This is a genomic window from Shewanella sp. Isolate8 (genome assembly GCF_022398495.1).
GTDB classification, from domain to species: Bacteria; Pseudomonadota; Gammaproteobacteria; order Enterobacterales; family Shewanellaceae; genus Shewanella; species Shewanella aquimarina.
In genome coordinates this window covers 1,478,556-1,501,974 of sequence record NZ_JAKEVI010000001.1, presented here as the reverse complement: position 1 = coordinate 1,501,974, position 23,419 = coordinate 1,478,556, and the positions used below count along the sequence as shown (strand labels likewise).

Genomic DNA, 23,419 nt, shown 5'->3' with positions numbered 1-23,419 from the left:
TGCATGATGAAAAAACAATCGTAAAGTGAGCGTAACTATGCAAAAAAAGAGAGAGCCAATGCTCTCTCTTTCAGTCTGCTATCGCGGCTTACGCCAGAAAATAGCGCCTATCGCAGGCAAAATAATTATTGCCCCCAACATATTCACCAAAAACATGAAAGTTAACAGTATGCCCATGTCCATTTGGAACTTAAGGGCCGAGAAGAACCAGGTACTAACGCCAATCGCCAGTGTCAGGCCGGTGAAGATCACCGCACTGCCCCGCTCAATCAGTGCCTGATGATAGGCTGTCTGCACCGGCATGCCGTCTCTGAGCTTAACCGCCATGGTCGAGAGGATATAGATACCATAGTCGACGCCGATACCGACACCCAAGGCGATCACCGGCAGCGTGCTCACCGCCAGACCGATATCGAGCTGTGTCATCAGCGCCTGTGCCAGGGTCGATACCACATAGAGCGGTAGGATCACCGCCACTGTCGCGCGAATCGATCTGAAACTGATGAGACAGAGGACAAACACGGCGCCATAGACATAGAGCATCATAGGCAGCTGTGCCTCGGCCACCGCCTCGTTGGTCGCGGCCATTACCCCAACCGGGCCAGAAGCCAGCTTAAACTTGAGCTTGTCGTTATCCATCTTGGCAGACAGCGTCTTGACCTTATCGATCACCAGCTCAATGGTCTCCGCCTTATGATCTTTAAGGAACAGATAGACAGGCATTACAGAGCAGTTACCGTCTAGCAAACCCGAGGTGGTCGGGATCTGCCCTACCGCCTGCACCAGACTTGCGGTGGTGCGTGGCAGCACCTGCCACTTAGGGTTACCCTCGTTGAAACCTGCGTTAACCCGCTTGGCGATAGACGCCAGGCTGGCGGTCGACTCGACACCGGGGGTATTAGCCACCTGCCATTCGAACTCATCGATTTGCGTCAGCACATCATGGTAGGTACAGGCCTCGGGAAAGGCCTCGACGATCACCGTCATCACGTCCGTCGTAATAGAGAAGTGATCGGTAATATAGAAGGTGTCCTGGTTGTAGCGGCTGTCGAAATGCAGTGCCGGCGCACCACCCTGCAGATCGCCAATCTTCATCTTGCTTGCCTGCTGTAGCCCCAGGCCGTAGAGGGCGACGGTGGCAATCAACACGACCATCGCATACTTAGGTGTCGCGAAATTGGACAGCTTACGCCAAAGCGCATCCACCTTGCCGTTCGACTTCGTTGGCAGCGCCTTAACCTCGGTAAAGGAGATCAGCAGCGGCAACAGCACCAGGTTGGTCAGGATGATCACCGCCACCCCCAGAGAGGCCGAGATCGCCAGCTCGCGGATGATGCCGATGTCAATAGCCAGCAGCGTCATGAAGCCCACGGTATCTGAGAGCAGCGCGACCCCACCAGGGATCAGAAGGCTACGGAAGGCGAGCGCGGCGGCCGCCTTAGTCGTTTCCCCCTCACCCACGCGGCGTCTGACGGCGTTGATCATCTGCACCCCGTGACTCACCCCGATGGCAAACACCAGGAAGGGGATGAGAATCGACATGGGATCCAGACCGAAGCCGACCACAGTCAGCAAGCCCAGCTGCCAGACCACGGCCACCAAACTACACACCAGCGGCAGCAGGGTCAGCTTGATCGAGTGGGAGAAGAGATACACCATCACTGCGGTCACTAAGATGGCGATGGCAAAGAAGAGCACGACCCCCTTGGCCCCTTCGGCGACGTCACCGGCCATCTTGGCAAAGCCAATGATATGAACCTTTATCTTGTCATTTTCATATTGGCCCCGCAGCTCCTTCTCGAGCTGACTGGCAAAGGCCAGGGTATCGAGTGGCTCACCGGTTTGCGGATCGAAATCCATCAGCTGAGCTGTCACCATGGCCGCCGAGTAATTTTCGGCGATAAGACGCCCGACGATACCCGCCTTCTCGATATTACTGCGCACCACCTCAAGCCCGGCAGGCGTGGTAGAGAAGTCAGCCGGGATCACCGGGCCGCCTGCGAAACCATCTTCTACCACCTCGGTAAATCGGGTCGATGGCGAATAGAGTGATTTAACCTGGGCACGATCGACACCAGGAATGAAGAACAGCTGGTCGTGTACCTGCTTTAAGGTATCGAAAAAGTTTGGGTTAAAGATGTTGCCACTGGTATCTTCCACCGCCACCATGATGCTATTTGCGCCGCCAAACTGCTTCTGATGCTTCAGATAAGTCTGCATATAGCTATGATTAAGCGGGATATTCTTAACGAACGCCGCATCCATCTTCAGATGGCTGGCCTGAAAGCCGAGAAACAGGGTTGCCAGCAAGAAGGCGAATATCACATAGGCCCGTTGCCGAAACAGGAAGGATTCTAATCCATTAACTAATTTATCTAACATGCCATGGCCTTATTATTTTTGTTGTAATGCAACTAAGCCTTTGGTACCGGCAATCCAGAGTGTACCTGACTTATCCTGGCCGATAGCCACCAGGTTTTCCCCCTGACGCTGGGTCACCTTAGTCACGCCATCATCGGCGGTTACGTCGATCACCACGCCGCCATTGCCGACCAGCCTGACCTTATCGTCACTCAGCACAATTCCACCATTCAGCGTCGACTTGGAAGGCAGCTCGATCGCCTGCCACTGCTCTAGGTCGCCGGCGCTCTTAAAAAGATGTCCACGCAGGCCAAGCACATAGATCCCCTGCTTGGCCACTAAGATATTAAACAGCGAGCCCTCATAGGGAAACTCGATACGCTGCCAGCTAAGGCCATTGTCTTGTGACTCGGCCGCCAGACCAAGTTCACCCACCATCAACAGGCGGTCATCGGCTAGACGCACCACACGATTAAAGTGGGGTAATAATGTACTGCGCTCTTTTAGATACAGGCTTTCATCTTCCGCCTTGAGTTCATCGAGATAGGCCTGATCCTCTTCGTATAAGAGCTCGGTATGAAACTCCTGCTGCCACTGTTTACCGCCATCCTGGGTGCGATAGAAGAGTCCATAGGCGCCAATCGCTATGCCATGGTTGGCGTCGAAGAAGAGCACATCCAGGAAAGGCTTTTCAATCTCGGGGGAACGCATCTGCGCCACCCAGCTCTTGCCCCCGTCCTGGGTATGTAAGATGGTGGCATCGTGACCCACAGCCCACCCCAGTTCTGGCGTCAGCAGCGTCGCCTTGGTCAGCAAGGCGCGACTCGGTGAGATCACCTGCTGCCAGCTGTCGGTAAAACGAAATAGATGACCACGATCGCCCACGGCTATCATAGTTTCTCCCTGCTTGGCAATATCCAATACCAAGGATTGTGTCGCCAGCGGCTGAATATCGGAAGATGCCACCTCGGTTGCCGCTTGGGCCCCGGCTAGGGTGACAAAACACAGAGAAGATAAAGCGACAAGCCGAAGCATGCTAAACCACATACAAACTTCCTTTCGTAAAATGAGGGGCCAACAGGCCCCTCTCCCCTAAGTTCTTAAAAAGTACTTAAAAATAAGTGCTTAAAAAAGTCCTTAACGAACGAGTGCTTAACGGATGCCAGCACGTCTCAATGCCGCTGGCGTAAAGTTCGCTTCGCTCAGCTTGGCATCGAAGTTATACATACGACCCTCGTTATCCAGACCCATGGCCAGGTAACGACGAGACTGCAGATCGTGGATCACTTCAAGTGTGGTCCAGTGAGTCGGCACTTCGTAGTAGTTGATGGCGTGTGCCACGGCTACGCGATAAAGCTCATCACGGTTGTCATACATGTCTGCCATAGCCACCTGCCAAGAGTCCTCATCGAGATAGAAGACGCGGGTCTTGTAGATGTGACGCATACCATCCTTAAGCTGTGCCTTAACTTCCCATACACGGTGCTTCTCCCAGCGCACATAATCTGGGTTGATATGACCTGGCTTGAGGATCTGCTCATATTTCAGCTTGTCTGAGTGCAACTTGTAGTCGTTGTAAGGAATGTAGATCTCCTTCTTACCCACAAGCTCCCAGTTGTATCGAACGGGTGAGCCGTTAAACATATCGAAATCATCTGTGGTGCGCAGACCATCAGATACGGTGCCCGGCGTATCGAAGGCAACGTTTGGCGCCTTACGAACGCGGCGCTGTCCTGTGTTATAAGTCCAGGCCTGACGTGGCAGTGCTTCCTGATCCATGGTTTCTTTAACCAGTAGGGCAGTACCCGCCAGACGTGCCGGCTGAGTCACCACCTGCTTAAAGTAGAACAGGGTATTAGACTCTTTTAACTTATCCAACGTCATCTCAGGACGCGAATATTGAAAGCGGATCTCTTCGGCGGTTTCCACCAGGGTGTAACCACCAGATGCCGTTGGTGCCGCCTGACTACGGGCCGTCTCCACGTCTACGCCACGGAAACGCAGCACATGGTTCCAGATGGCTTCAAGCCCATTTTGTGGCACCGGGAAAGGCACGCCAATTGAGGCACCAGAGATCCCGTTGCCGTCTGCCACTAGCTCGGCACGTGTGGCATTGGCCTTGGTTGCGTCGTAGACAAACTGAGGCACGGAAGCGGTACGACGTGTCTGGTAGACATTCATCTTGTAGGTATCAGGGTACAGTTCGAACAACTTCATCTGACCTGGGGTCAGGTAGTCTTTGTACTGCGCCTTGTTAGCATTGGTAATGGTAAATTCAATCTTGTCGTTCGGGAAAGGATCGGGATGATGCATTCCCTTCTCGTAGCCGGCGACAGGTTTAGTGATACCACCATCCCAAGCCGGAATAGAACCATCGGCGTTGCCCTCCTTTTCACCGCCAAGTGGCGTGAGTTCGGTGCCAAGCTTGGCCGCCTGCGCCTCTGAAACTTTCGCAAAGGCTGTTGGTGCGGTCAATGCGACAATCACAGCAGCCGACAATAGTGTTAGTTTTTTCATTCTTATTGTCCTTGTGAATTAGATTGAATACTTGATGTTAAACGACACATAATCGCGATCTGACATCAGATTCGTCGTGCCGACACCACCGAAGAAGGAGTTGTATGAGAAATCTGCGCCCCAACGACTCTGATAATCGAAGTTCACGCCAATAGCGACGGACTTCTTACCTTCGGTGAACAGGAACATAGGATCTGGGGTGATCCCGTCAACATCATGGGAGAAGATGATGCGCGGCGACATGTTTACACCGGCAAACAGGTTGTTGTAATCGGCCTTGGCGACTAAACGATAACCCCAGGCAAAATCCGTTGGGAAAGGATTCGTTTCAGGGCCGTTATGTACCGCCTCGATGATACCAGGCATATCTGGGTTACCGCCCGAACGCGCCGTGCCAGGACCATTGAGACGCAGCTCATCGAAGCCTGGCATGTCATGGATCCAAACGCCACCTACCTCGGCCAGCATCACCAGATTATCCATGCCCAGTGTCGGACCGAACAGATGGGTAAAGGTTACCTGTGCCTGAGTGGTATCGCGGCGGATATAGCCTTCTGCGGCTTCGCCTGAGCCGATACCCTTAACCTGTGAGATACCGTCTAGATCTGGACGAAGCCCGGCATTTGCCAGCTGCTGTGGCATAGCGGCAAACAGGAGTTCAACATCATCAATCTGCAGCGGCTCATCCTGGCGATGGGCAATTTCACCGGCAACAGAGGTATCGCCAATCAGGGTATTGAAGCTAAAGCCGTATAGCTTGATATCTTCTGGGTATTCGATCTGCGCCTTTGAGAAGGTTTCCAGCCCCAGCAAGGTTTGACGATCCACAGTGCCGCCGGTAGCCCCAAGGGCTGCCAGGGTCGCTAAGTCTTGACCTATCGCTTCCTGGGTAAAGTTCGCCGCTGTGCCGCTGATCAACGGACGACGGCTATGATAGTTCATGTAGTAGAAGCCAAACTCAGTCTCGCCCAGCTCAGGTGCGTAATAACCCAGCTTGATACCGTACTGACCCGAATCGCTGGCGCTCGCCTGATCTTGCATCAGGGTCACCTTAGTCGGGTAGGCTAACGCCAATGAACCCAGTGTCGCCGCATCATACTGACCCGATGCCACCATGGCCGCCAGCTTCTGATACTCGTCTATCAGGAACTCTAGGTTGATGTCAGGGTTGGCATTAAAGCCAAGCTGGGCATTTTGCGAGTAGCCGCCGTAACCGGCAAAATCGTTAGTCGAGAAGTATGAGCCTGGGGTGGGCACCCAAACTGGCTCCCAATCATATTGATAGAAGGCTTCGACAGAAAGAGACTCTGTTACACCGAGTGACGCCCAAATCATGCCTTGTGGCCTAAAGGCTTCTTTAAGCTCGGCGCCCGGCGCATTAAGGATGTTAAGATCGACCGGGTTGATCACCCCGATACCGTGCGGAATTAGTGTGCTTTCGCCCCATGACACTACCTGGTTACCGATACGAACGCTCAGTGGGTTAGCACCGTCGTTGAAATCGAAATCGCCATAGATAAAGGCATCTAACAGGCGCACATCTTTACACTGCACCTTAGAGGCTTCCGAGTCGGCACAAGGGTCATACTCCTTGCCGGTTATCGGGTCGCTGTAGCCATAGCTGCCGTTGTTGGCCTTCTGATCGTAGAAGTACATGCCACGGGCAAACAGACCGAAATTTTCATACTTAAGCGACAGTTCATGCAATCCCTTGAACACCATTGAGGTTACGTCACCCTGAGAATAGAGCATGTTACTCAAGTCACCATTGCTCGAGTAAGAACCCGGCTGAGCCCAAATCTCGGCCGAGGTATATTTAGTGTTACCGAATGCAGAATAATTTGACCAGTCGAAGCGCGGGTGATTCACCTTACCAATCTGATTATCCCAGTCTCGCTCCTCAACACGCCAGCTTGCACCGGCACTAAATGTTGAATCGAACGAGCCTTGCACTTCTCCCCAATCGAACGACACGGCTTGCACGCCTGATGTCGCTCCAATACTCAACGCTGCGACGATCCCCAAAGCTAGCGCTGACTTGTTAAAGCCATTTTTAACGTTTTTCATTTTAGCTCTTCTCCGTAACCTGCTGGATTCTTTGTTATAGGAATGGTGGCCAACATCTTGTTAGCGTACAGGTAACACCATTGTTACAGCATTTAGGGGTGATGAGCAAGGCGAAAAAACAGAAAATTACCTTGATATTTGTACACTTAAGCTAAAGGGCTTACGTAAATTCAAACACACGATTTAAATCCTTTATAACAAGTCGTACCAGATGAAAAACGTCCGTTGAAAAAGCAAGCATAAACAGGTAATTAAACTTGTATCCTAGTGAACTGAGGCAGAGATGAAACGAAATCACTCGTTTGAAGTATATACTCTAAAAAACTTAAAGCTGGGTGAGGGAAACCAGTTTACCCTCATCATCGAGTTGTAGACGAAAGTAACCCCTGATACCGGAAGTAGTCAGAAAGGGTCTGAAGTGACGGGCGTGGATCCACAGTGTCTTACCAGAACTGTCTTTCACCTCAATCTTATCAATACTGCCTTGATAATAAATGAGAAACTCCTGGTAACTCACCTGCATGGGAAAGGTAAATATCATCATAATCTATCATCTAACAGTAAAAGGGGCGAGATGCCAAGCACCCCGCCCACTCTATCTTAGGCCAATCGCTAGCGCATAGGCTAGGCGCTTATCTAGCACCGTAATCTAAGGTCTTAGGCTAAGAGCGCTAAGCTAGGGCCTTAGACACCTTCTCATAGAGGTCTTTCGACAGATTCGGTAAGGCCAAAATCTCTTCCAGGGCTGCTCGCATTAGCTTCTGGCGCTGCTCATCAAACTTCTTAAACTGAATAAGTGGTGTAATGATACGTGCCGCTACCTGAGGGTTCAGGGTATTGAGCTTGATGATCGCCTCGGTCAGGAAACGATAGCCGCTGCCGTCGATGCGATGGAACACCTCAGGATTGGCCGCCGCAAAGGCGCCTATCAAGGAGCGTACCCGGTTGGGGTTGGCGAAGCTAAAGGCGCTGTGCTGGGTCAGCTCACGCAGTGCATCACAGCGATCTTCACCCGGGCAGCACGCCTCCAGGGTCAGCCATTTATCCATTACCAAGGGGGTGTCGGCCCATTTTTGCTGAAAATCTTGCAGCAGGCTGGTACGTAACTCAGACTGCTCAAGGTTAAGCGCAGCCAGCGCGCCCAAGCTATCTGTCATGTTAGCTGCCTGCTCATATTGGCGCTGAGCCAGGCTCTGATGCGCATCCGAGGTCTGTAGCAATAGTCCCAGACAAGCATTCTTAAGGGCCCTTGCTCCGGCGCTGTCAAAAGATAAGAGCTCACGATAACGAGCCAGCAACTCATCTTCACAACCAGAGGCGATCTCCTCCAGCATAAATTCGCGGGCCGATGCCAGGGCGTCGAGATCCACTCGGCTCACCTGCTCTACCAGGGTATTCAGGCTTGGGAACTTAAGCACCTCGGCGAGCAGCGCCTGATCCAATTGCTCGTCTAGCAGCAAACCTTTGACGCCATCGACCAAACGAGGGTCGACGTACATCGCCCTTTGCGCCTTAAGGTGCGCCACATTCTGCCAAACCGCCTGACTAAAGAGTGCCGCCGAGGCCTCCCATTTAGCCACCTCGCTGCTGGCGTAACGCATCAGATGGATCAGCTGATCCACGCTATAGTCGAAGTTGAGCCTCACCGGCGCCGAGAAGTTTTGCAGCAGCGAAGGCACAGGTTGCTCGCTCATGTCACTAAACACCAGCTCTTGCTCGGCCTCTGTGATGCTAAAGACCTGGCTAAGGAGCGAGCGGCCATCGCTGCCGATAAGCTCAAGATCGAGCGGAATGTGCAGCGGCAACTTCTCACTCTGCTCCGGCGTCGGTGGCGTATGTTGACGCAGACTCAGGCGATATTCCTGTTTTTCGACGTCATAGCGCTCCTCAACCGTGAGTTCTGGGGTACCAGATTGACTATACCAGCGTCTGAACTGAGTCAGATCCACGCCGCTGGCATCTTCCATCGCCTCGACGAAATCATCACAGGTGACCGCCTGACCATCGTGGCGCTCGAAGTAACACTTCATTCCGGCCAAGAAGCCCTGCTCACCCAAGAGGGTGTGCATCATGCGGATCACTTCTGCGCCCTTGTTATACACAGTGACGGTATAGAAGTTATTCATCTCAATCACAGACTCGGGACGAATCGCATGGGCCATAGGGCCGCTATCTTCGGCAAACTGCTGGTTCTTTATAACCTTAATGGCATGGATACGGTTGACCGCCCTTGAGCCCACATCTGAGCTAAACTCCTGATCGCGAAACACTGTCAGGCCCTCTTTGAGGCTCAACTGGAACCAGTCACGGCAGGTGACACGGTTGCCCGTCCAGTTATGGAAATACTCGTGCCCCACTACCGACTCGATGCCGTGGTAATCCTCATCCGTCGCCGAGTCTTTGTCCGCCAACACATATTTAGTGTTGAACACGTTGAGGCCCTTATTCTCCATGGCGCCCATGTTGAAGAAATCCACCGCGACTATCATGTAGATATCCAGATCGTATTCGAGATCGAAGCGGCTCTCGTCCCAGGCCATCGACTTCTTCAGCGATGCCATGGCGTGGTGTGCCTTGTGCAGATTGCCCTTGTCGACAAAGACCTGCAGCGCAACCTCGCGGCCACTCTTGGTGGTAAAGCTATCGTCCAGCAGATCGAAGTCCCCTGCTACCAGGGCAAACAGGTATGCCGGTTTCGGGAAAGGATCTTCCCAGCAAACAAAGTGACGCCCGCCTTCAAGATCGCCAGTGTCGACGCGGTTACCGTTACTCAAGAGGTAAGGAAACGCCGCCTTGTCGGCTTCGATACGCACCTTGTAGACCGCCAGTACATCGGGGCGATCCAGGAAATAGGTGATGCGTCTGAAACCCTCTGCCTCACACTGAGTACAATAGGCGCCATCTGACATGTATAGGCCTTCTAGCGCCAGGTTAGCCTGGGGATCCAGCTTAGTCACTATGGTCAGTTCGAAGTCAGCTAAGTCGGTTTCTATGCTTAACTGGCCATCGGTGACGCGATAATCATGAGTCTTACCATTAAGCAGTAGCTGGCTCACGCTCAGCCCTTCACCATCAAGCTCCAACGTCTGGGCGGCGTCGTTTAAACGCTTCACCTGACTCACCGCGGTGACCTGAGTATTGGCACCATCGAGCACGAAAGAGAGCTCCACATGAGAAATTGTGAAATCCGGTGCGCGATAGTCTTTTAAATATTTGGCCTTAACCTGTGCCATTTAGATTCCCTCATCTGAAAAGATTATAAAAAAACGCGCCAATAGCGCGTTTTTAAAAAATTTGGCTCAATATTATTTCGCCTGGTTTTTAGCCACTCTTTCCATATCCACTAAATCCAGAGTGATATAGACTGTCTCGTCGAGAAATGCGTCCGGCGCCTTCACATCTTCTTCGGCGTCATCCAGAGACTTAAGTGCCTCTAGGCCTGCCACCGCACGGCGCTCGTTGAGGCGAACAAGTTGCTTCTCATCATTCGCTTCGCGCTCGGCCACACGCTCTTTCTCTACCAGAGAGACGCTGGTTTCTTTGTGGCTCTTCTTAAACTCGGCAATATCTTGATCGATATAGCCAAATTCAACATCTTTCTTGATACGTTGCTGGTGACGCGAATCGAGGTTGGTCACTAGCTCAGGGGTAATATCCCCAAGCGTACCGTATTGGGCCACAGGCACCTTATCCCAAGGCAAGGCGTTGGCTTCCTCGGCTTCACCGTATTCGCCCGGCTCGAGTGCACTCGGGAACGGAATATCCGGTGTCACACCTTTGAGCTGAGTGCTACCGCCGTTGATACGGTAGAACTTGGCGATGGTGTACTGCACATGGCCGATAGGCTTGTCATACATATCATAGATACGGCCCAGGCTCTTATGCTGCTGCACTGTGCCCTTACCAAAGGTCGACTCACCCACGATAAGCGCGCGATCATAGTCTTGTAACGCGGCGGCGAAGATCTCTGACGCCGAGGCGCTGTAACGGTCTACCATCACGGTGAGCGGTCCTGAATAGGTCACACGGCCGTCGTTGTCGCGATTTTGCGACACCTTACCGTTAGCATCACGGATCTGCACCACAGGGCCTTGCTCGATAAACAGGCCTGTTAACAGCGTCGCCTCGGTTAATGCACCGCCGCCATTACCGCGCAGGTCAATAACAACACCTTCAACCTTGGCCTCTTTGAGCTTGACTAACTCTTTGGTGACATCTTGAGACAGGTTCATGTAGAAACCTGGGATCTTAATCACCCCAACCTTGCGGCCGGCATAATTACCGGTTTCAGGCTCGATCACCTCTGAGGTCGCGGCGCGATCTTCTAAACGGATCTTGTCACGTACTATGGTCACGTCGATTGGCTTGGCAGAAGAGCCGCCCTTCTTAGGCAGGATCTGCAGAATGACCTTACTGCCCTTAGGCCCTTTGATCAGCTCGACCACGTCATCCAGTCGCCAGCCGATCACATCGACTATCTCTTTACCTTCCTGGCCGACACCCACGATACGATCTTCCGGTGCCAGCTTTTCGCTGTTGGCCGCGGGGCCGCCAGCCACCAGGCTCTTGATCACTGTGTAGTCGTCATCCATTTGCAACACTGCGCCTATGCCTTCGAGGCTCAGGTTCATCTCCATCTGGAAACGTTCGGCGTTGCGTGGCGACAGGTAACTGGTGTGCGGCTCGACGCTGCGAGAGAAGGCGTTCATCACACCTTGGAAGACATCTTCACTCTTGGTCTGGCTAAGACGCTTGATGGCATTGTTATAGCGCTTCTCGAGCACCTTAACGATCTCATCCCAGTTTTTACCGGTCAGCTTAAGGTTTAAGGCATCGTACTTGACGCGTTGACGCCACAGCTCATTGAGCTCGGCCTCATCTTTTGGCCAGGCGGCTTCGTCTCTGTCGTACTGATAGCTGTCGCCGGGGGCGTTGAAGTCCATCTCTTTGTCGAGCAGAGATAAGGCGTAGGCGAAGCGGTCATAACGACGCTGCTGCACCAGATCGAAGATCTTGTAGGCGGCGGTGAGATCACCGCTTTTCAGCATGTCGTCAAATTGGGTCGCATAAGGCTTGAAACTGTCGATATCACTCTGAAGCAAGACATTGCGGCGATAATCGAGCTGCTTAAGGTAACGCTCGAACACCTGCTCGGAGAAGGCATCGTCCAGATCGAATCTATGATAATGGGCGCGAGTGAACAGACCCGTCACTCGCTTGCTCGCTACTTTATGTTGCGGCTCTTGCGTTAGAGAGGGCAACTCGCTAGATGGAATACTGGGCGTCAGTGCCCATGCCGAGAATCCTACAAAGATGCTGGCAATGGATGCTGCCAGAGTGAGTTTTCGCATCAACAAGTTACTCCTTTTAAACGATGAACAGTTATAACAGGATATGCTCTACCGGGACTTTTACCGTCAATCCTGAATCTAACTGTACTTGAACATCTTCTTTCTTGATGTCCAGGACAACACCTGCAACAGGTGATTTACCTAGTTTGACACTCACGCGTTGATTTGGTTTCAACTCGGTCAGTGTTGCCGGGGTTAAATCCTTGGCTTCAACCTGTGGCTTAGCCGCTTTAGGCGCTGGTTTGCTGCTGCGCTTAGGCTGTGGCTTCTTGAAGGCTTTCTTCTCAGACTTAGGACCAGGCTTCTCAGCCTTTTCTGCCGCCGCTTTCGCAGCACGCTTTGCCTTAGCCTTCTCTTGACTCTCCTTCAGTGTAGCCTGTGCATGGTCAATATGCTCTTGCTCAAGCTCGCCACACTCGTTGCCGTCGAGATCGACACGCTGTGCCCCAGCCTTAACCCCTTTCAGGTAACGCCAGCTACTGGTGTAACGGCGTAAGGCGATTCTTAATTGCGTTTTACTGACTTTAGAATCATCAGCTAACCTTTCAGCCAAGTCTTGAAACAATCCTATTTTTAGAGGCTTAGTTTCACCTTCAGCGATAAAGCATAAAGGAAATGTTTCATATAAATACGCAAGAATTGCGTTGGTGTCGGTCAACTTTTCTGTTGATTCCATCATTACTTCCACAGTTTAAAAGGGACTATCACCTCGCCGGGTTAACGTCGGCACTGGCGTGTCGTTCATATTGGTTAGACATCGGGTCGCTTACATGCCGCTAGGCGGCGACCACACAATCCAACATACCTTATCAATTACAGTCAATAAACGCCATGTATTCATTTCAACTAATGAAAAATCTCACGGCGTGTTTTTGAATTCATCAAGCGGCCTATTATAAGGGCGCGCCAGACGAAAGCGACCATCAATTGTGCAAAATTGGTTGTAGTTTAAGCAAATAAAGCCTTTTCCAGACTTTTTACGCAGGACTCTAGCCCCAATTGATCCGCCTCGTCGAAGCGAGAGAAGGAGGGGCTATCAATATCGAGTACGCCGATCACCTGACCGTCACGGCGCAGTGGGATCACAATTTCCGAGTTACTGGCGGCATCACAGGCGATGTGGCCGTCGAAAGCATGGACATCTTCGATGCGCTGAGTGGTATCACTCTGGGCCGCCGTGCCACATACTCCCTTCCCCACCGGAATACGGGTACAAGCCACTTTGCCTTGGAAGGGGCCCAGCACCAGCTGATCACCTTGCAGCAGATAGAAGCCGACCCAGTTAATATCATCCAGATGCTCGTTGAGCAGCGCCGAGAAGTTTGCCATCGCCGCGACGAGGTTATCTTCGCCGCTAAACAGGGCTTCAACTTGACGGGTAAGCGTCGTGTAACAAGGTGTACTCATACAAATTTCCTAACAATTTATGTTTTCGTTTCAGCTTTCTTGGCGGGTTTCTTTGCCGGTGCAGCCTTAGTTGCTGCGCCGCCTTTCAAGAGTCCCATGAGCTGATCTTTATGTTCTGCCATGTAGAAACAAAGTTGTTCTAATGCATTTTCATCTAAGCCTAAATCAACTTGCTCAATAAAAGGAAGAAGATTATCCGCGATATCGAGCATCTTATCGTAGGCATCCGCCTCCTTCTTAGATGTGAATGTCATCTTCTCCACCCCTTCTCTGACTACGACAAATTTCGTTATAACTGCCATATTCGCCCTCACACTGTTTTTATATACAGTTGTAGAATCTCATAAATACAACTTCTTATGCAAGTCTCAAACTTTATCTGTTAGAATCTGCGCAACTATTAGCTCCGGATTTGGGAGCCACCTTATTAGGGCCTGTTGATCTTTCAAGTTTAATTTTTGTTCAATCTAAACGCATTTTGCGCGAGGCGAGAGTCATGAAGCATAGTTACTCTATGTGAATGGCGAGCAACAAAGTGCAGCGCGCGTTTAGATGAACCCTTTGGGCAGCTTTTGTAGGCCATTTCTACTGCGTTATCGCCCGTTGGTTTAGAATACTACACAACACAGGCTCTGCCTTGTATAAACCACCTACAAATTGCTGCAAAAACAAACAGCAAAGATCAACAGGCCCTAGGTATTTCAATAGATTGACTATAGTAATATCTTATAGGCAATAGATTACTGGTCTATATCAAGAAATTCTCACTATTGATATAGCCTTAGATGACAGGAAGCGCCCCAGAACAGATATGAAAACAGAGGTGTTAGATAAGAGTATCGTTCTTTGCCGTGCTTGCGATCTGGTCGTGAGAAAACGCGCCTTGCCAACTGGGGTGCGGGCCCTCTGCCCACGCTGCCATACCAATCTCTATGATACCCCCTACTGCTCCGTCAACGGCATGTTAGCCCTGTGTATCACTGCGCTGGTGCTCTATTTTCCCGCCAACTTTTTTCCTGTGCTCGAGATGCATTTTCTCGGCAGCATTCGCACCACCACCATAGCCGGAGGCGCCATGGCCGTGGCCGCTCAGGGCTATTGGATCGTGGGCATTGCCGTATTGGTGGCGGCGGTGATCGCCCCTGGCCTGCTTATTTTGTCGATACTCACCCAGGTGCTGATCGTAAAATACCGACTCAAGATCCCTTTCTTTCGCAATATCTATAAGAAGCTGCTGAAACAGCACAGTTTATTGGCGCAGCTCTCCATGCTTGAGATCTACATGATCAGCATATTCGTCTCGGTATTTCAGCTCTCAGATTACACCGATCTCTATTTCGGAATCGGCACCTTCTGTTTCACCATGTTGTTTATCATGGTGATCTTCATGCAACGGGAATATGACATAGAGCATATGTGGAGCGTACTGGATGAGTAAGCTCAGCAGGCCTCCCCAGGGCGAATCATTGGGGCTGACCAACTGCCCTACCTGTAAGTTTCTGTGCCATCTCGATCAGGGCAGCTGTCCACGCTGCGGACAGGCGGTGCAGAGCCGGGATCGCACCAGTGTGCAGAAGAGCTGGGCACTGCTGATCACCGCCGCCATCTTGCTGTTTCCGGCGAATCTCTACCCCATCACCATCATGACCAGTCAGGGGCAGGTACGCCAGGACACCATCTTCAGCGGCATTAACCACCTGGTGTACCTAGACCTTTTACCTATTGCCATTATTCTGTTTACCGCCAGTATCTTAGTGCCTATGTTGAAAATTTTTGGCCTGGCGCTTTACCTGACGGCGATCAGCTATCGCCTGCCGATCTCGAAAAAAACACTCATGGCTGGCTTTCATATCATCGAATGGATAGGTCGCTGGTCCATGCTGGATCTGTTTGTGATCTCCATTACCGCGGCGCTCATTAACATGGGACAGATTTGGGATGCCAAGCCGGCGCCTGCGGCCACCGCCTTCGCCTTGGTGATTCTGTTAACACAGCTGGCCGCAAAAGTATTAGACACGCGTTTACTCTGGGACCGATTGGAATCGAAAGATGACACAAATTGAAACACCAAAAGTCGTTAAGAAAAAACTCTTCTCTCCCATCTGGCTACTTCCTCTGATCGCTTTGGCCCTGGGAGCTTGGCTCGGGATCAAGAGCATTCGTGAGTCCGGCGTCGAAGTGCGCATCCATTTCCCCAGCGCCACAGGGATAGACGTGGGTAAGACGCTGGTCAGATACCAGGGATTAACCGTGGGTAAGGTGGTTGATATCAGTATCGACGATCAACTCCAGGGCGTTTATGTGGATCTGCTGATGGATTATCGCTCGACCCCCTTCCTACGCGATGAGACCAAGTTCTGGCTGGTGACCCCTAAGGCATCGATCACGGGTGTAGAAGGGCTAGACGCCCTCTTCTCGGGTAACTATATCGCCATCCAGCCAGGCGAAGGCGATTACAAGAACGAGTTTACCGCCGAAGATCAGGCCCCGCCGGTGGCTCCTGGCTCAGATGGTTTGATGATCGAACTCACCAGCCCATCCCTCGGCTCTTTGGATGTGGGCTCTCAGGTGTTTTACCGTCAGATCCCGGTCGGAAAAATAGTCAGCTATCGCCTGGTGAACGACGACAGCATCCTCTTCAATGCTTACATAGAGAAGAAGTATGCCCACCTAGTAAAACAGGACTCACGCTTCTGGAATGTCTCCGGGCTGGCGCTGGACGCCTCGCTATCTGGCATCAAGGTTAAGACAGAGAGCCTCTCGGCCATCCTCGCCGGTGGCGTCAGTTTCTCTTCACAAAGCAGCAGCGAGCAGGCGAACGTCAATCAGACCTTCACCATCTTCGAGGATAAAGAGCATGCCCTGGGCGGCATTAGCTTCAGCCTCACGGCCGATGACGCAGATAGCCTAAGCACAGGCGCCGACATCGTCTATCGCGGCATCACCATAGGCCAGATCACCCACACCCAGCTAACCGAGTCAGGCGTGACCTTCGATGCAAATATCGCCACTCAATATGCCGAGCTTCTCGGCACAGACAGTCAATTCTGGCTCGAAGGTGCCGATCTATCGCTTAGCGGCATCAAGCATGCCAGCCGACTGGTTACCGGGAATGTGGTAGCCTTCATGCCCGGCAGCGGCGAACATCAGGCCAGCTACCCACTGCTGGCTAAGGCACCGCAGCACACACAGCCGCCACTGTTGCTCAGCCTGAGCGCCGAGGAAAACCCAGGGATCAGCGCAGGCGCCGAGGTGCGCTATAAACAACTGCCCATAGGTCAGGTCGACGGCGTCGAGTTTAAACCTGACTTTTCCGGCCTGGCCTACCGCATCCAGATCTGGCCCGAATTTGCCAAGCTGATCCATCAGGGTAGCTACTTCGTTGCCGAATCGGCCCTGGCGATCGACGCCTCCCTGGACGGCATCAAGGTCAATACCCGGGATCTGTCCACCCTCACCAAAGGCGCCATCAGCCTGATCCAGGGCCGCAGTAAGAAAGCCGTCAATCCTGAGAGAGCACTGCCGCTGTTTGCCAATGCCAAGCAGGCCGAGGGTTACCTCGCTAAGCAGAATCGCCTCAAGATAGTGCTTGCGAGTCCGGATGGTGCCGGGCTCGCCGCCCACTCCCCTATCTACTATAAGAAGATGCAGATCGGTGAGGTGCAAGGAGTCAACTGGCGTGCCAGCAACGAAGACTTTGCCATCGAGCTGGGTATCGACAAGCAGTTCGCCTCGCTGGTTAAGCCAAGCACCATCTTCTGGCGTAACGGTGCCCTGAGCGTCGATGCCAGCCTAAATGGCGTCAAGCTGGATGTAGCGCCGCTAGAGGGCGCATTAAAGGGCAGCGTATCCCTTGGGCTGCTGGACAAAGACGATATCGGTAACCAGAGCCACCTCTATGGCTCAGAGACCTTGGCCCGCGCTAAGGCAACGCCCATCAGCATAGTTTTCGATGCCAGCACACGCCTGAGTGCCCACGCGCCGATCCGCTATCAGGGCCATCAGATAGGGCAAGTCGAGAGGGTTAAACTATCCCAAGACTTGCACAGTGTCAGCGTCGATGCCTACCTCTATGGCGACTACGCAGCGCCTTTCCTGGCCGACGATGCCCAATACTTTATCGTCGACGCCAATATCTCCCTCTCAGGCATCACGGCCGCCGAGACCCTAATTACTGGCCCCTATGTGTCCGTACTGCCGGGTGAGAGTGGCAACATAGTGCATGACTTTATGGGCAGCGTCGAGTCCCCGGCATTACTCGCCCAAGATGCACTCACCTTCACTCTGGTGGATGACAACCTGGGCTCGGTCAAGATAGGCACCCCTATCATCTTCCGCGGTATCAAAATAGGCGAAGTCAAGCAGGTACGACTGTCCTCCACTGGCACCCAAGTCGAGATGACAGCTCAGGTGGCCAGCGGGTATCGTCATCTGATCAATCAGAGCAGTCAGTTCTGGGATTTGTCGGGTATCAAGGTCGATCTCGGCCTCTTCTCCGGCGCACAGATCGAAACCGGCTCCCTTGAGACCATCATCGCCGGTGGTATTGGCGTGGCAACCCAATCGGCGACCACGGAGCAAAATCGCATCGGTCAGCATCAGATCTTTAGCCTGCAGCCCAAACTGGATCCCGATTGGTTAAAATGGGCGCCAAATCAACAAAGTCTGCATTAAGGCTCACTAGTATAGAAAGGCAGGGAGTCGACTTGGTGGCTATGCTTTACATAGCCACCCTTTAAGAAAACGACCTGCCAACTTGCGCCCTAAGACCTGTTTTGCTGCGCCGAAACCGATTTGGCACCGCCGAGCTCACCTTATCCTGGAGTCGAAATGAGCAAAGATTTGCTACGCGAAGCCGCTATCAACCTTAAGAAAGCGGTCCCCTTGATGCTCAAGCATCAGATCCCGACGACCCCCACCAACTATGCACTGTGGTATGCCTACGTCGGCCAGCAAAACCCCGAACTCATCACCAAGATGGACAAGATAGTCAATGAGCATAACACCTGCCCGCCGGTCACGGCCGAGCTGCTCTACCGCGAGCATATTGCCGATCCCAGCGAGGTTAACGTGCTCAACATGCGCCAGAATCTGGAGGCCATGACCATAGAGCTGTCACAGTCGATCAAGGATACCAACCAAGACGCTACGGCGTTTCAACAGAAGGTCGACAGCAACTTCAACCGTCTCAATCGCATCGAGGAGGAAGGTCTGAGCCTGGAGAAGGTATTGGGGCTGGTACGGGATCTGGTGAAAGAATCCGATGATATACGCCAGAGTACAGAGTATTTTACCGGTCGCCTAGACAAGGCCCAGGAAGAGATCGCCGCACTGAGAGAAGCCCTGAAACAATCGGAACAAGACGTTTACCATGACGCCCTCACCGGCGTGCTCAACCGCCGCGCCTTCGACCAGGATCTCAAGGGCGTACTGGCTCAGAGCCCTGAAGGCACCTGCCTGATCTTGGCCGATGTGGACCATTTCAAGAATTTCAACGACACCTATGGCCACCATCTCGGCGACAACGTGTTAAAGGCGGTGGCGAAGCGCCTCAGCGAATCCTGCCGTGACGGGGTCAAGCTATATCGCTATGGCGGCGAAGAGTTTGCCCTCATCGTGCCCAACAGCCATCAACGCAAGGCCCGCCATCTGGCCGATGCCATGCGCCGGGCCCTGGAGAAGATCTCCCTAAAGGACAGACGCAAGAATCAGACAATCGATAAGATTAGCGCCTCTTTCGGGGTTAGCGAATGGCAGCCAAATGACACCTTCGAATCGCTTATCGAGCGCACTGATAGTTTCCTCTATGACGCCAAAAACTTGGGCCGAAATCGGGTAATGCCCCTCTAATCCCTACGATTGGAGTCGACCCGATGACTGGGTTGGCTCTGACGACGCGGGTAAACGCGTCGCCACCGCCTCCCCCGCCATAGGCTCGGCAATCACCACGAAACGCTGGCGGCTCTGCCCGCCTAAGCTATCGAAGGGGTAGCAGGTCACTAAGGTCAAGCGCAGGGCATCTTCCTGAGCCAGCAGCGCCGTATCTTGTTCATCCACCACCTGAGTCCCCAGCACGCGATAATTCACTACCTGCGCCGAGGCATCCTGCAGGGTAATCACCTGCCCCGGGTAGATCCCCTCGAGCCTGGCGAAATGAGTATCCCTGTGACCGGCGATAACCGTGTTGCCCCAGTGATTGATCTGATTATCCGCCAGGATCGCGGCAGGCCCGAAGGCCAGATTACGCCCCGAGGCGCCCGCCAGCACGTAGAGGGGCGCACCACGGCGCCGCCCCTGCTCGTCGCCAAAATGCAATTTAGCTATCGGGTAGGTATCGGCCCAGCTCCATGGCTTGTGGGCTTTACGGTCCACTAGGGTTCTATCCCATGCCCGCTCAATGAGGAACTGAGCAAAATGTGCCTTGGCTTGCATATAACCTCCTTTAAAGATCAGTGTCATGGCCGCCATCAAGGCTGTCAGAAGCAAAACATGCCTGAGTCCCAGGCGTCTGCGACGATTCATCATCAGGCCTCCTGGCGTCTACGCCACAGCCCCTGCAAGCAGGGAAGATAACTCACCCAATAGGCGCCAATCAGCAGCAACATCATGGCCCCCAGCGCCAGATAGAGACGGCTCTCGGTAGCGGTTTGCGGCCACTGAGACTGCACAGGCATAGGTGCGGGTTTAAACAGCTCCAAGGCGTCCATCGCTTCGGGGCGTGAAGGGGTTTTATCCACCGCCACCAGGCTGGTGTAGGGGCTGACCAGGTGATAATCCATCGCCAGTCGGGTGACACGCTCTTTTATCGCGGCTTGGTTCTGCACATTCTTGCTCAGTTGCAGGCTGGCAATTTGATTGCGCGCCCAGATGAGATCGATTCCCCTTGGCTTCTCGCCCCCCACCAAGGCCAAACGACGCTGCCAGTGCTTGCCATCGAGATCGCCCGAGATGATCAGGGCATCACTTCGGGCTCGCTCCGCAGGGGTTAACCTCATCGCTACCATGATGGGCTCATGGGCATAGAGATCGCCAATCTGTACTGGCCAGTAGTCGGGAATAGAGCCATCATCCAGGGTCAGTGTCACATCGCTTATTTGTGGCGATTCAATTTTTTCCAGCAGTTCGCCTATCTTAGCGTCCACCTCACTGATCTTGCCCACATAGGTATAGGTGCCACGTCCCGCCCTGGCGGCACGCTCCATGAAGTAACCATTCGGCGCCGAACCTATCCCTACGGTAAACAGACGCTGATGTCCGATATTGGCGGCGATAAGCGCAAACAGCGACGCCTCGTTGCCCACGGCGCCATCGGTAATAAACACCACCTGCTTCAACCGCTCGGGTCTCCCCGATGAAGCAATGGACGAGACGCCTGTGTCCGGCTGACTCAGTGCCCGCAGCAGCGCCGGCGCCATCTCTGTGCCGCCATCGGCCTCAAGACTCTGCACAAACAGGTTGGCCTTGCCCAGGTTCGCGGCGGTGGCCGAAAGCGCCACCGGCGACAGGCTACGCACGCTGCTGTCAAAGGCGATCACATTGAAGGTGTCCTGACTACTCAGCCCGGCTAAGGCATTTAAGATAGCCGACTTTGCCTGCGCGATAGAGTCGCCGGTCATGGAGCCCGAGGTGTCGATAACCAAAGTTAACTCTCTTGGTAGACGCAGGCGTGCCTTATCCTGAGGCGGCATCAGCATGACCAGGGCGTAGCTGTCTTGCTGAGCAAGTTTTTGCATGCCTTGCTCGTAGCTCTGCGCCTCATCATTACCAGCGGATGAAACGGCTAGCGGTTGATGTGTCTTGCCCAGCTGAGCAAACATCACGGCGCTTGGCTGCTCGGCAAGCTGTGGGCGCCACTTGAGCAGAAAGTCTCTGTCAGGCCTGAGGCTAGAGGTGAGATTCAGGCCTATCTTGGTGCCGCCAAGCTGGGTTTGGCGCATCTGATGATAAGGGGTCTCCAGTCGGCTGATGGCCATACCCGCATCCAGTACCACATCCAGATAGAGCTTCTGCTCATCGCTCTGTGCGCCCTCATTCAGGGCGTTAAGTCCTTGTGCATCGTTAACTGGCGCTTGTTCTAAGTCTGGAGCCTGCCCCTTAGGAAAGTATCTCGGGGTGATGGCCGTAGGAAAACGCAGGCTAAACTCGCCATCTTGATAGCGCACCTGCTGTTGATAGGCGATCTCAACGACCAACGCCTCTCCCGGCCCGAGATTAGCCACCTCAGAGGTGAAGATATTGGGTCTTTGCTGGCTCACCAGGCTCGCCTTCTTGCCCTCTACTTTGGCCTGCTCGAAGGTTTGTCTGGCCACCTCCTTGGGCTGGATCTCGCCGACGATCACCCGCTGACCAATATGCAACTTGAGGCTGTCGACCGCCGCATCATGGGGTAGCGGGAACTGATAGCGGCCGTTAAGCCAGTGGGCAGTGTCGTTCACAAACACCTGCTTCACCGACACCCGATTGATCCAGCCGGAGATGTTCATCTGCACCTGGGTATCCACCGCAAGCGCCGTCGGCGGCAAGCCTTTGCCCAATTGAACGCCATTTAGACGATACTCGAGCACGCCCTGCCCCAGAATAGGTTCGTCGGCTACCGGTAGGTCAAAATGGTGCAGCTGCTCGTCAAATATGGCACCTTGCACATTAGGTTCGGATAGCTGACTCATGCGCCCAAAGGCAGGCGCCGCCGAGCTGAGCGCAGTAACACTTAACACCAAGGCGGCAAGTACCAGACGCTGGCAAGAAAAAAACGCCCCCCTCGGGGGGCAAAGGTCGGTCTGGTTCATCCTGAAATACGGGCGTGGCAACATCTTATTTCTCCTTTTACGCGTTGCTTCATGGTGCAAAATCTAGTTTGAAGCCAGGGCGGTATCGCCAGGCAGCAACTTGATGGTCACGCGGCGATCGAAGAAATCATTTTCGAAGCTCTGCTCATCCTTAACCGGTGCGCTGGCACCATAGGCCTTGGCATCGAGCCTGGCCTCATCCACGCCTTTAGATACCAGGTAACTTCTTACCTCGGCGACGCGCTGCTCAGACAACGCCTGGTTGTAGCTGCTGTCGCCGCGTCTATCGGCGTAACCTGTCAAATCCAGCTTGAGCTGGGGCGAGATTGCCATGGCATCGGCCACCTCATCCAGCTGCCCCTTAAAGTGAGGCTCGACGGTAGAAGAGCCTGTCTTAAACTGCACGTTGAGGCCTAGGGCCAGCTCTTCCAGGCGAGTGCCCTGATGTTGTCTGAGCTGAGCCAGTTCTACCTTGGCCTCTTGATACTCCTGCTGCACCGTCAGCAGCGCCTCGTTTTGCTGCTTGAGCGCCATCAGGCGACTCTCCTTCTCGGCCAATGCGGCCTGCTGCTGCTTGATCTCGCTGTCGTTGGCCACCGTCTTGCCTATCATGCCACCGGTAAAGGCGCCGATAATCGCGCCCACAGGGCCGGCTACCACGGCGCCCAGCACTATGCCTGAGCCAACACCGATAAGCGCCTCTTCATCTGTCGAGCTGCTGTTTGTCGTTTGCGTCGCTTGAGTTGCGGGGGCAGCGAAAGCCATTGAGCTGCCAAATAATGAAACACTGATTAATGCGGCGATGATCTGCTTCTTCATGGGAAAATCCTCAAGTTGACATGGATGGGTTTAATCAGAACCTTGTGGTTCCTGTCGATGAGGTCATTAAACCTGAGTGAAATGGCAAGTCAGGGGTGCAAAAATGACGAT

General features: G+C 53.3%; 17 protein-coding genes. 4 read left to right on the top strand and 13 right to left on the bottom strand.

The features are described from left to right. Positions 1–78: 78 nt before the first annotated feature. The 10 genes from L1D43_RS06645 to L1D43_RS06600 all read right to left on the bottom strand — a co-directional run bounded on the left by L1D43_RS06645 (position 79) and on the right by L1D43_RS06600 (position 14,005). On the bottom strand, positions 79–2,382 hold the full coding sequence (locus L1D43_RS06645; RefSeq protein WP_239850411.1) for an MMPL family transporter: 2,304 nt from the start codon (positions 2,380–2,382) through the stop codon (positions 79–81). A gap of 12 nt (positions 2,383–2,394) precedes the next feature. After that, positions 2,395–3,408, bottom strand: a complete 1,014-nt coding sequence (locus L1D43_RS06640; protein WP_239850410.1) for a hypothetical protein — start codon at positions 3,406–3,408, stop codon at positions 2,395–2,397. A gap of 105 nt (positions 3,409–3,513) precedes the next feature. Continuing rightward, positions 3,514–4,878 (bottom strand): DUF1329 domain-containing protein, encoded by a 1,365-nt coding sequence (locus L1D43_RS06635; RefSeq protein WP_239850409.1) that lies wholly within the window; start codon positions 4,876–4,878, stop codon positions 3,514–3,516. Between the two features lie 18 nt (positions 4,879–4,896). Further along, positions 4,897–6,945 (bottom strand): DUF1302 domain-containing protein, encoded by a 2,049-nt coding sequence (locus tag L1D43_RS06630; protein ID WP_041511393.1) that lies wholly within the window; start codon positions 6,943–6,945, stop codon positions 4,897–4,899. Between the two features lie 325 nt (positions 6,946–7,270). After that, positions 7,271–7,486 carry a DUF2835 domain-containing protein gene (locus L1D43_RS06625; RefSeq protein WP_239851069.1) on the bottom strand — a complete coding sequence of 72 codons (216 nt, stop codon included), beginning with the start codon at positions 7,484–7,486 and terminating at the stop codon, positions 7,271–7,273. A gap of 130 nt (positions 7,487–7,616) precedes the next feature. Then, complete coding sequence (gene pepN, locus L1D43_RS06620; protein WP_239850408.1) at positions 7,617–10,178, bottom strand: aminopeptidase N; 2,562 nt, start codon at positions 10,176–10,178, stop codon at positions 7,617–7,619. A gap of 72 nt (positions 10,179–10,250) precedes the next feature. Continuing rightward, positions 10,251–12,296, bottom strand: a complete 2,046-nt coding sequence (prc, locus tag L1D43_RS06615) for a carboxy terminal-processing peptidase (protein ID WP_239850407.1) — start codon at positions 12,294–12,296, stop codon at positions 10,251–10,253. 31 nt (positions 12,297–12,327) lie between these two features. Continuing rightward, entirely contained in the window at positions 12,328–12,972 is a 645-nt protein-coding gene (gene proQ, locus L1D43_RS06610; protein ID WP_041511396.1) for an RNA chaperone ProQ, read from the bottom strand. Between the two features lie 272 nt (positions 12,973–13,244). After that, positions 13,245–13,703 carry a GAF domain-containing protein gene (locus tag L1D43_RS06605; protein ID WP_239850406.1) on the bottom strand — a complete coding sequence of 153 codons (459 nt, stop codon included), beginning with the start codon at positions 13,701–13,703 and terminating at the stop codon, positions 13,245–13,247. A gap of 17 nt (positions 13,704–13,720) precedes the next feature. Next, positions 13,721–14,005: a YebG family protein gene (locus tag L1D43_RS06600; protein WP_041511398.1), complete on the bottom strand. Its 285-nt coding sequence runs from the start codon at positions 14,003–14,005 to the stop codon at positions 13,721–13,723. A gap of 509 nt (positions 14,006–14,514) precedes the next feature. Here L1D43_RS06600 and L1D43_RS06595 point away from each other — a divergent pair. From L1D43_RS06595 to L1D43_RS06580, 4 genes are all read left to right on the top strand, one after another. Continuing rightward, positions 14,515–15,141 (top strand): paraquat-inducible protein A, encoded by a 627-nt coding sequence (locus L1D43_RS06595; RefSeq protein ID WP_239850405.1) that lies wholly within the window; start codon positions 14,515–14,517, stop codon positions 15,139–15,141. Continuing rightward, positions 15,134–15,766: a paraquat-inducible protein A gene (locus L1D43_RS06590; protein WP_239850404.1), complete on the top strand. Its 633-nt coding sequence runs from the start codon at positions 15,134–15,136 to the stop codon at positions 15,764–15,766. Before L1D43_RS06595 ends, L1D43_RS06590 begins: the two co-directional genes overlap by 8 nt. Then, the gene (locus tag L1D43_RS06585; RefSeq protein ID WP_239850403.1) at positions 15,753–18,377 is read left to right on the top strand and encodes an MlaD family protein; all 2,625 of its coding nucleotides are present in this window, start codon (positions 15,753–15,755) and stop codon (positions 18,375–18,377) included. The genes L1D43_RS06590 and L1D43_RS06585 overlap by 14 nt, the downstream gene beginning before the upstream one ends. A gap of 156 nt (positions 18,378–18,533) precedes the next feature. Continuing rightward, entirely contained in the window at positions 18,534–19,553 is a 1,020-nt protein-coding gene (locus L1D43_RS06580; RefSeq protein WP_239850402.1) for a GGDEF domain-containing protein, read from the top strand. A 3-nt stretch (positions 19,554–19,556) separates the two neighbouring features. On the opposite strand, the gene L1D43_RS06575 is transcribed toward L1D43_RS06580, so the two are convergent. Genes L1D43_RS06575 through pdsO form a run of 3 tightly spaced genes read right to left on the bottom strand, consistent with a single transcriptional unit; the run spans position 19,557 to position 23,308 of the window. Next, positions 19,557–20,228 (bottom strand): class GN sortase, encoded by a 672-nt coding sequence (locus tag L1D43_RS06575; RefSeq protein ID WP_239850401.1) that lies wholly within the window; start codon positions 20,226–20,228, stop codon positions 19,557–19,559. Then, on the bottom strand, positions 20,228–22,513 hold the full coding sequence (locus L1D43_RS06570) for a marine proteobacterial sortase target protein (protein ID WP_239850400.1): 2,286 nt from the start codon (positions 22,511–22,513) through the stop codon (positions 20,228–20,230). The genes L1D43_RS06575 and L1D43_RS06570 overlap by 1 nt, the downstream gene beginning before the upstream one ends. Positions 22,514–22,552: 39 nt before the next feature. Then, positions 22,553–23,308 (bottom strand): sortase-associated OmpA-like protein PdsO, encoded by a 756-nt coding sequence (gene pdsO, locus L1D43_RS06565; RefSeq protein WP_239850399.1) that lies wholly within the window; start codon positions 23,306–23,308, stop codon positions 22,553–22,555. Between the last annotated feature and the right edge of the window lie 111 nt (positions 23,309–23,419).

Bases quoted from the DNA above. Each gene is read 5' to 3' on its own strand.
- L1D43_RS06645 (WP_239850411.1), bottom strand. From the start codon at position 2,382: ATGTTAGATAAATTAGTTAATGGATTAGAATCCTTCCTGTTTCGGCAA.
- L1D43_RS06640 (WP_239850410.1), bottom strand. From the start codon at position 3,408: ATGTGGTTTAGCATGCTTCGGCTTGTCGCTTTATCTTCTCTGTGTTTT.
- L1D43_RS06635 (WP_239850409.1), bottom strand. From the start codon at position 4,878: ATGAAAAAACTAACACTATTGTCGGCTGCTGTGATTGTCGCATTGACC.
- L1D43_RS06630 (WP_041511393.1), bottom strand. From the start codon at position 6,945: ATGAAAAACGTTAAAAATGGCTTTAACAAGTCAGCGCTAGCTTTGGGG.
- L1D43_RS06625 (WP_239851069.1), bottom strand. From the start codon at position 7,486: ATGATATTTACCTTTCCCATGCAGGTGAGTTACCAGGAGTTTCTCATT.
- pepN (WP_239850408.1), bottom strand. From the start codon at position 10,178: ATGGCACAGGTTAAGGCCAAATATTTAAAAGACTATCGCGCACCGGAT.
- prc (WP_239850407.1), bottom strand. From the start codon at position 12,296: ATGCGAAAACTCACTCTGGCAGCATCCATTGCCAGCATCTTTGTAGGA.
- proQ (WP_041511396.1), bottom strand. From the start codon at position 12,972: ATGGAATCAACAGAAAAGTTGACCGACACCAACGCAATTCTTGCGTAT.
- L1D43_RS06605 (WP_239850406.1), bottom strand. From the start codon at position 13,703: ATGAGTACACCTTGTTACACGACGCTTACCCGTCAAGTTGAAGCCCTG.
- L1D43_RS06600 (WP_041511398.1), bottom strand. From the start codon at position 14,005: ATGGCAGTTATAACGAAATTTGTCGTAGTCAGAGAAGGGGTGGAGAAG.
- L1D43_RS06595 (WP_239850405.1), top strand. From the start codon at position 14,515: ATGAAAACAGAGGTGTTAGATAAGAGTATCGTTCTTTGCCGTGCTTGC.
- L1D43_RS06590 (WP_239850404.1), top strand. From the start codon at position 15,134: ATGAGTAAGCTCAGCAGGCCTCCCCAGGGCGAATCATTGGGGCTGACC.
- L1D43_RS06585 (WP_239850403.1), top strand. From the start codon at position 15,753: ATGACACAAATTGAAACACCAAAAGTCGTTAAGAAAAAACTCTTCTCT.
- L1D43_RS06580 (WP_239850402.1), top strand. From the start codon at position 18,534: ATGAGCAAAGATTTGCTACGCGAAGCCGCTATCAACCTTAAGAAAGCG.
- L1D43_RS06575 (WP_239850401.1), bottom strand. From the start codon at position 20,228: ATGATGAATCGTCGCAGACGCCTGGGACTCAGGCATGTTTTGCTTCTG.
- L1D43_RS06570 (WP_239850400.1), bottom strand. From the start codon at position 22,513: ATGTTGCCACGCCCGTATTTCAGGATGAACCAGACCGACCTTTGCCCC.
- pdsO (WP_239850399.1), bottom strand. From the start codon at position 23,308: ATGAAGAAGCAGATCATCGCCGCATTAATCAGTGTTTCATTATTTGGC.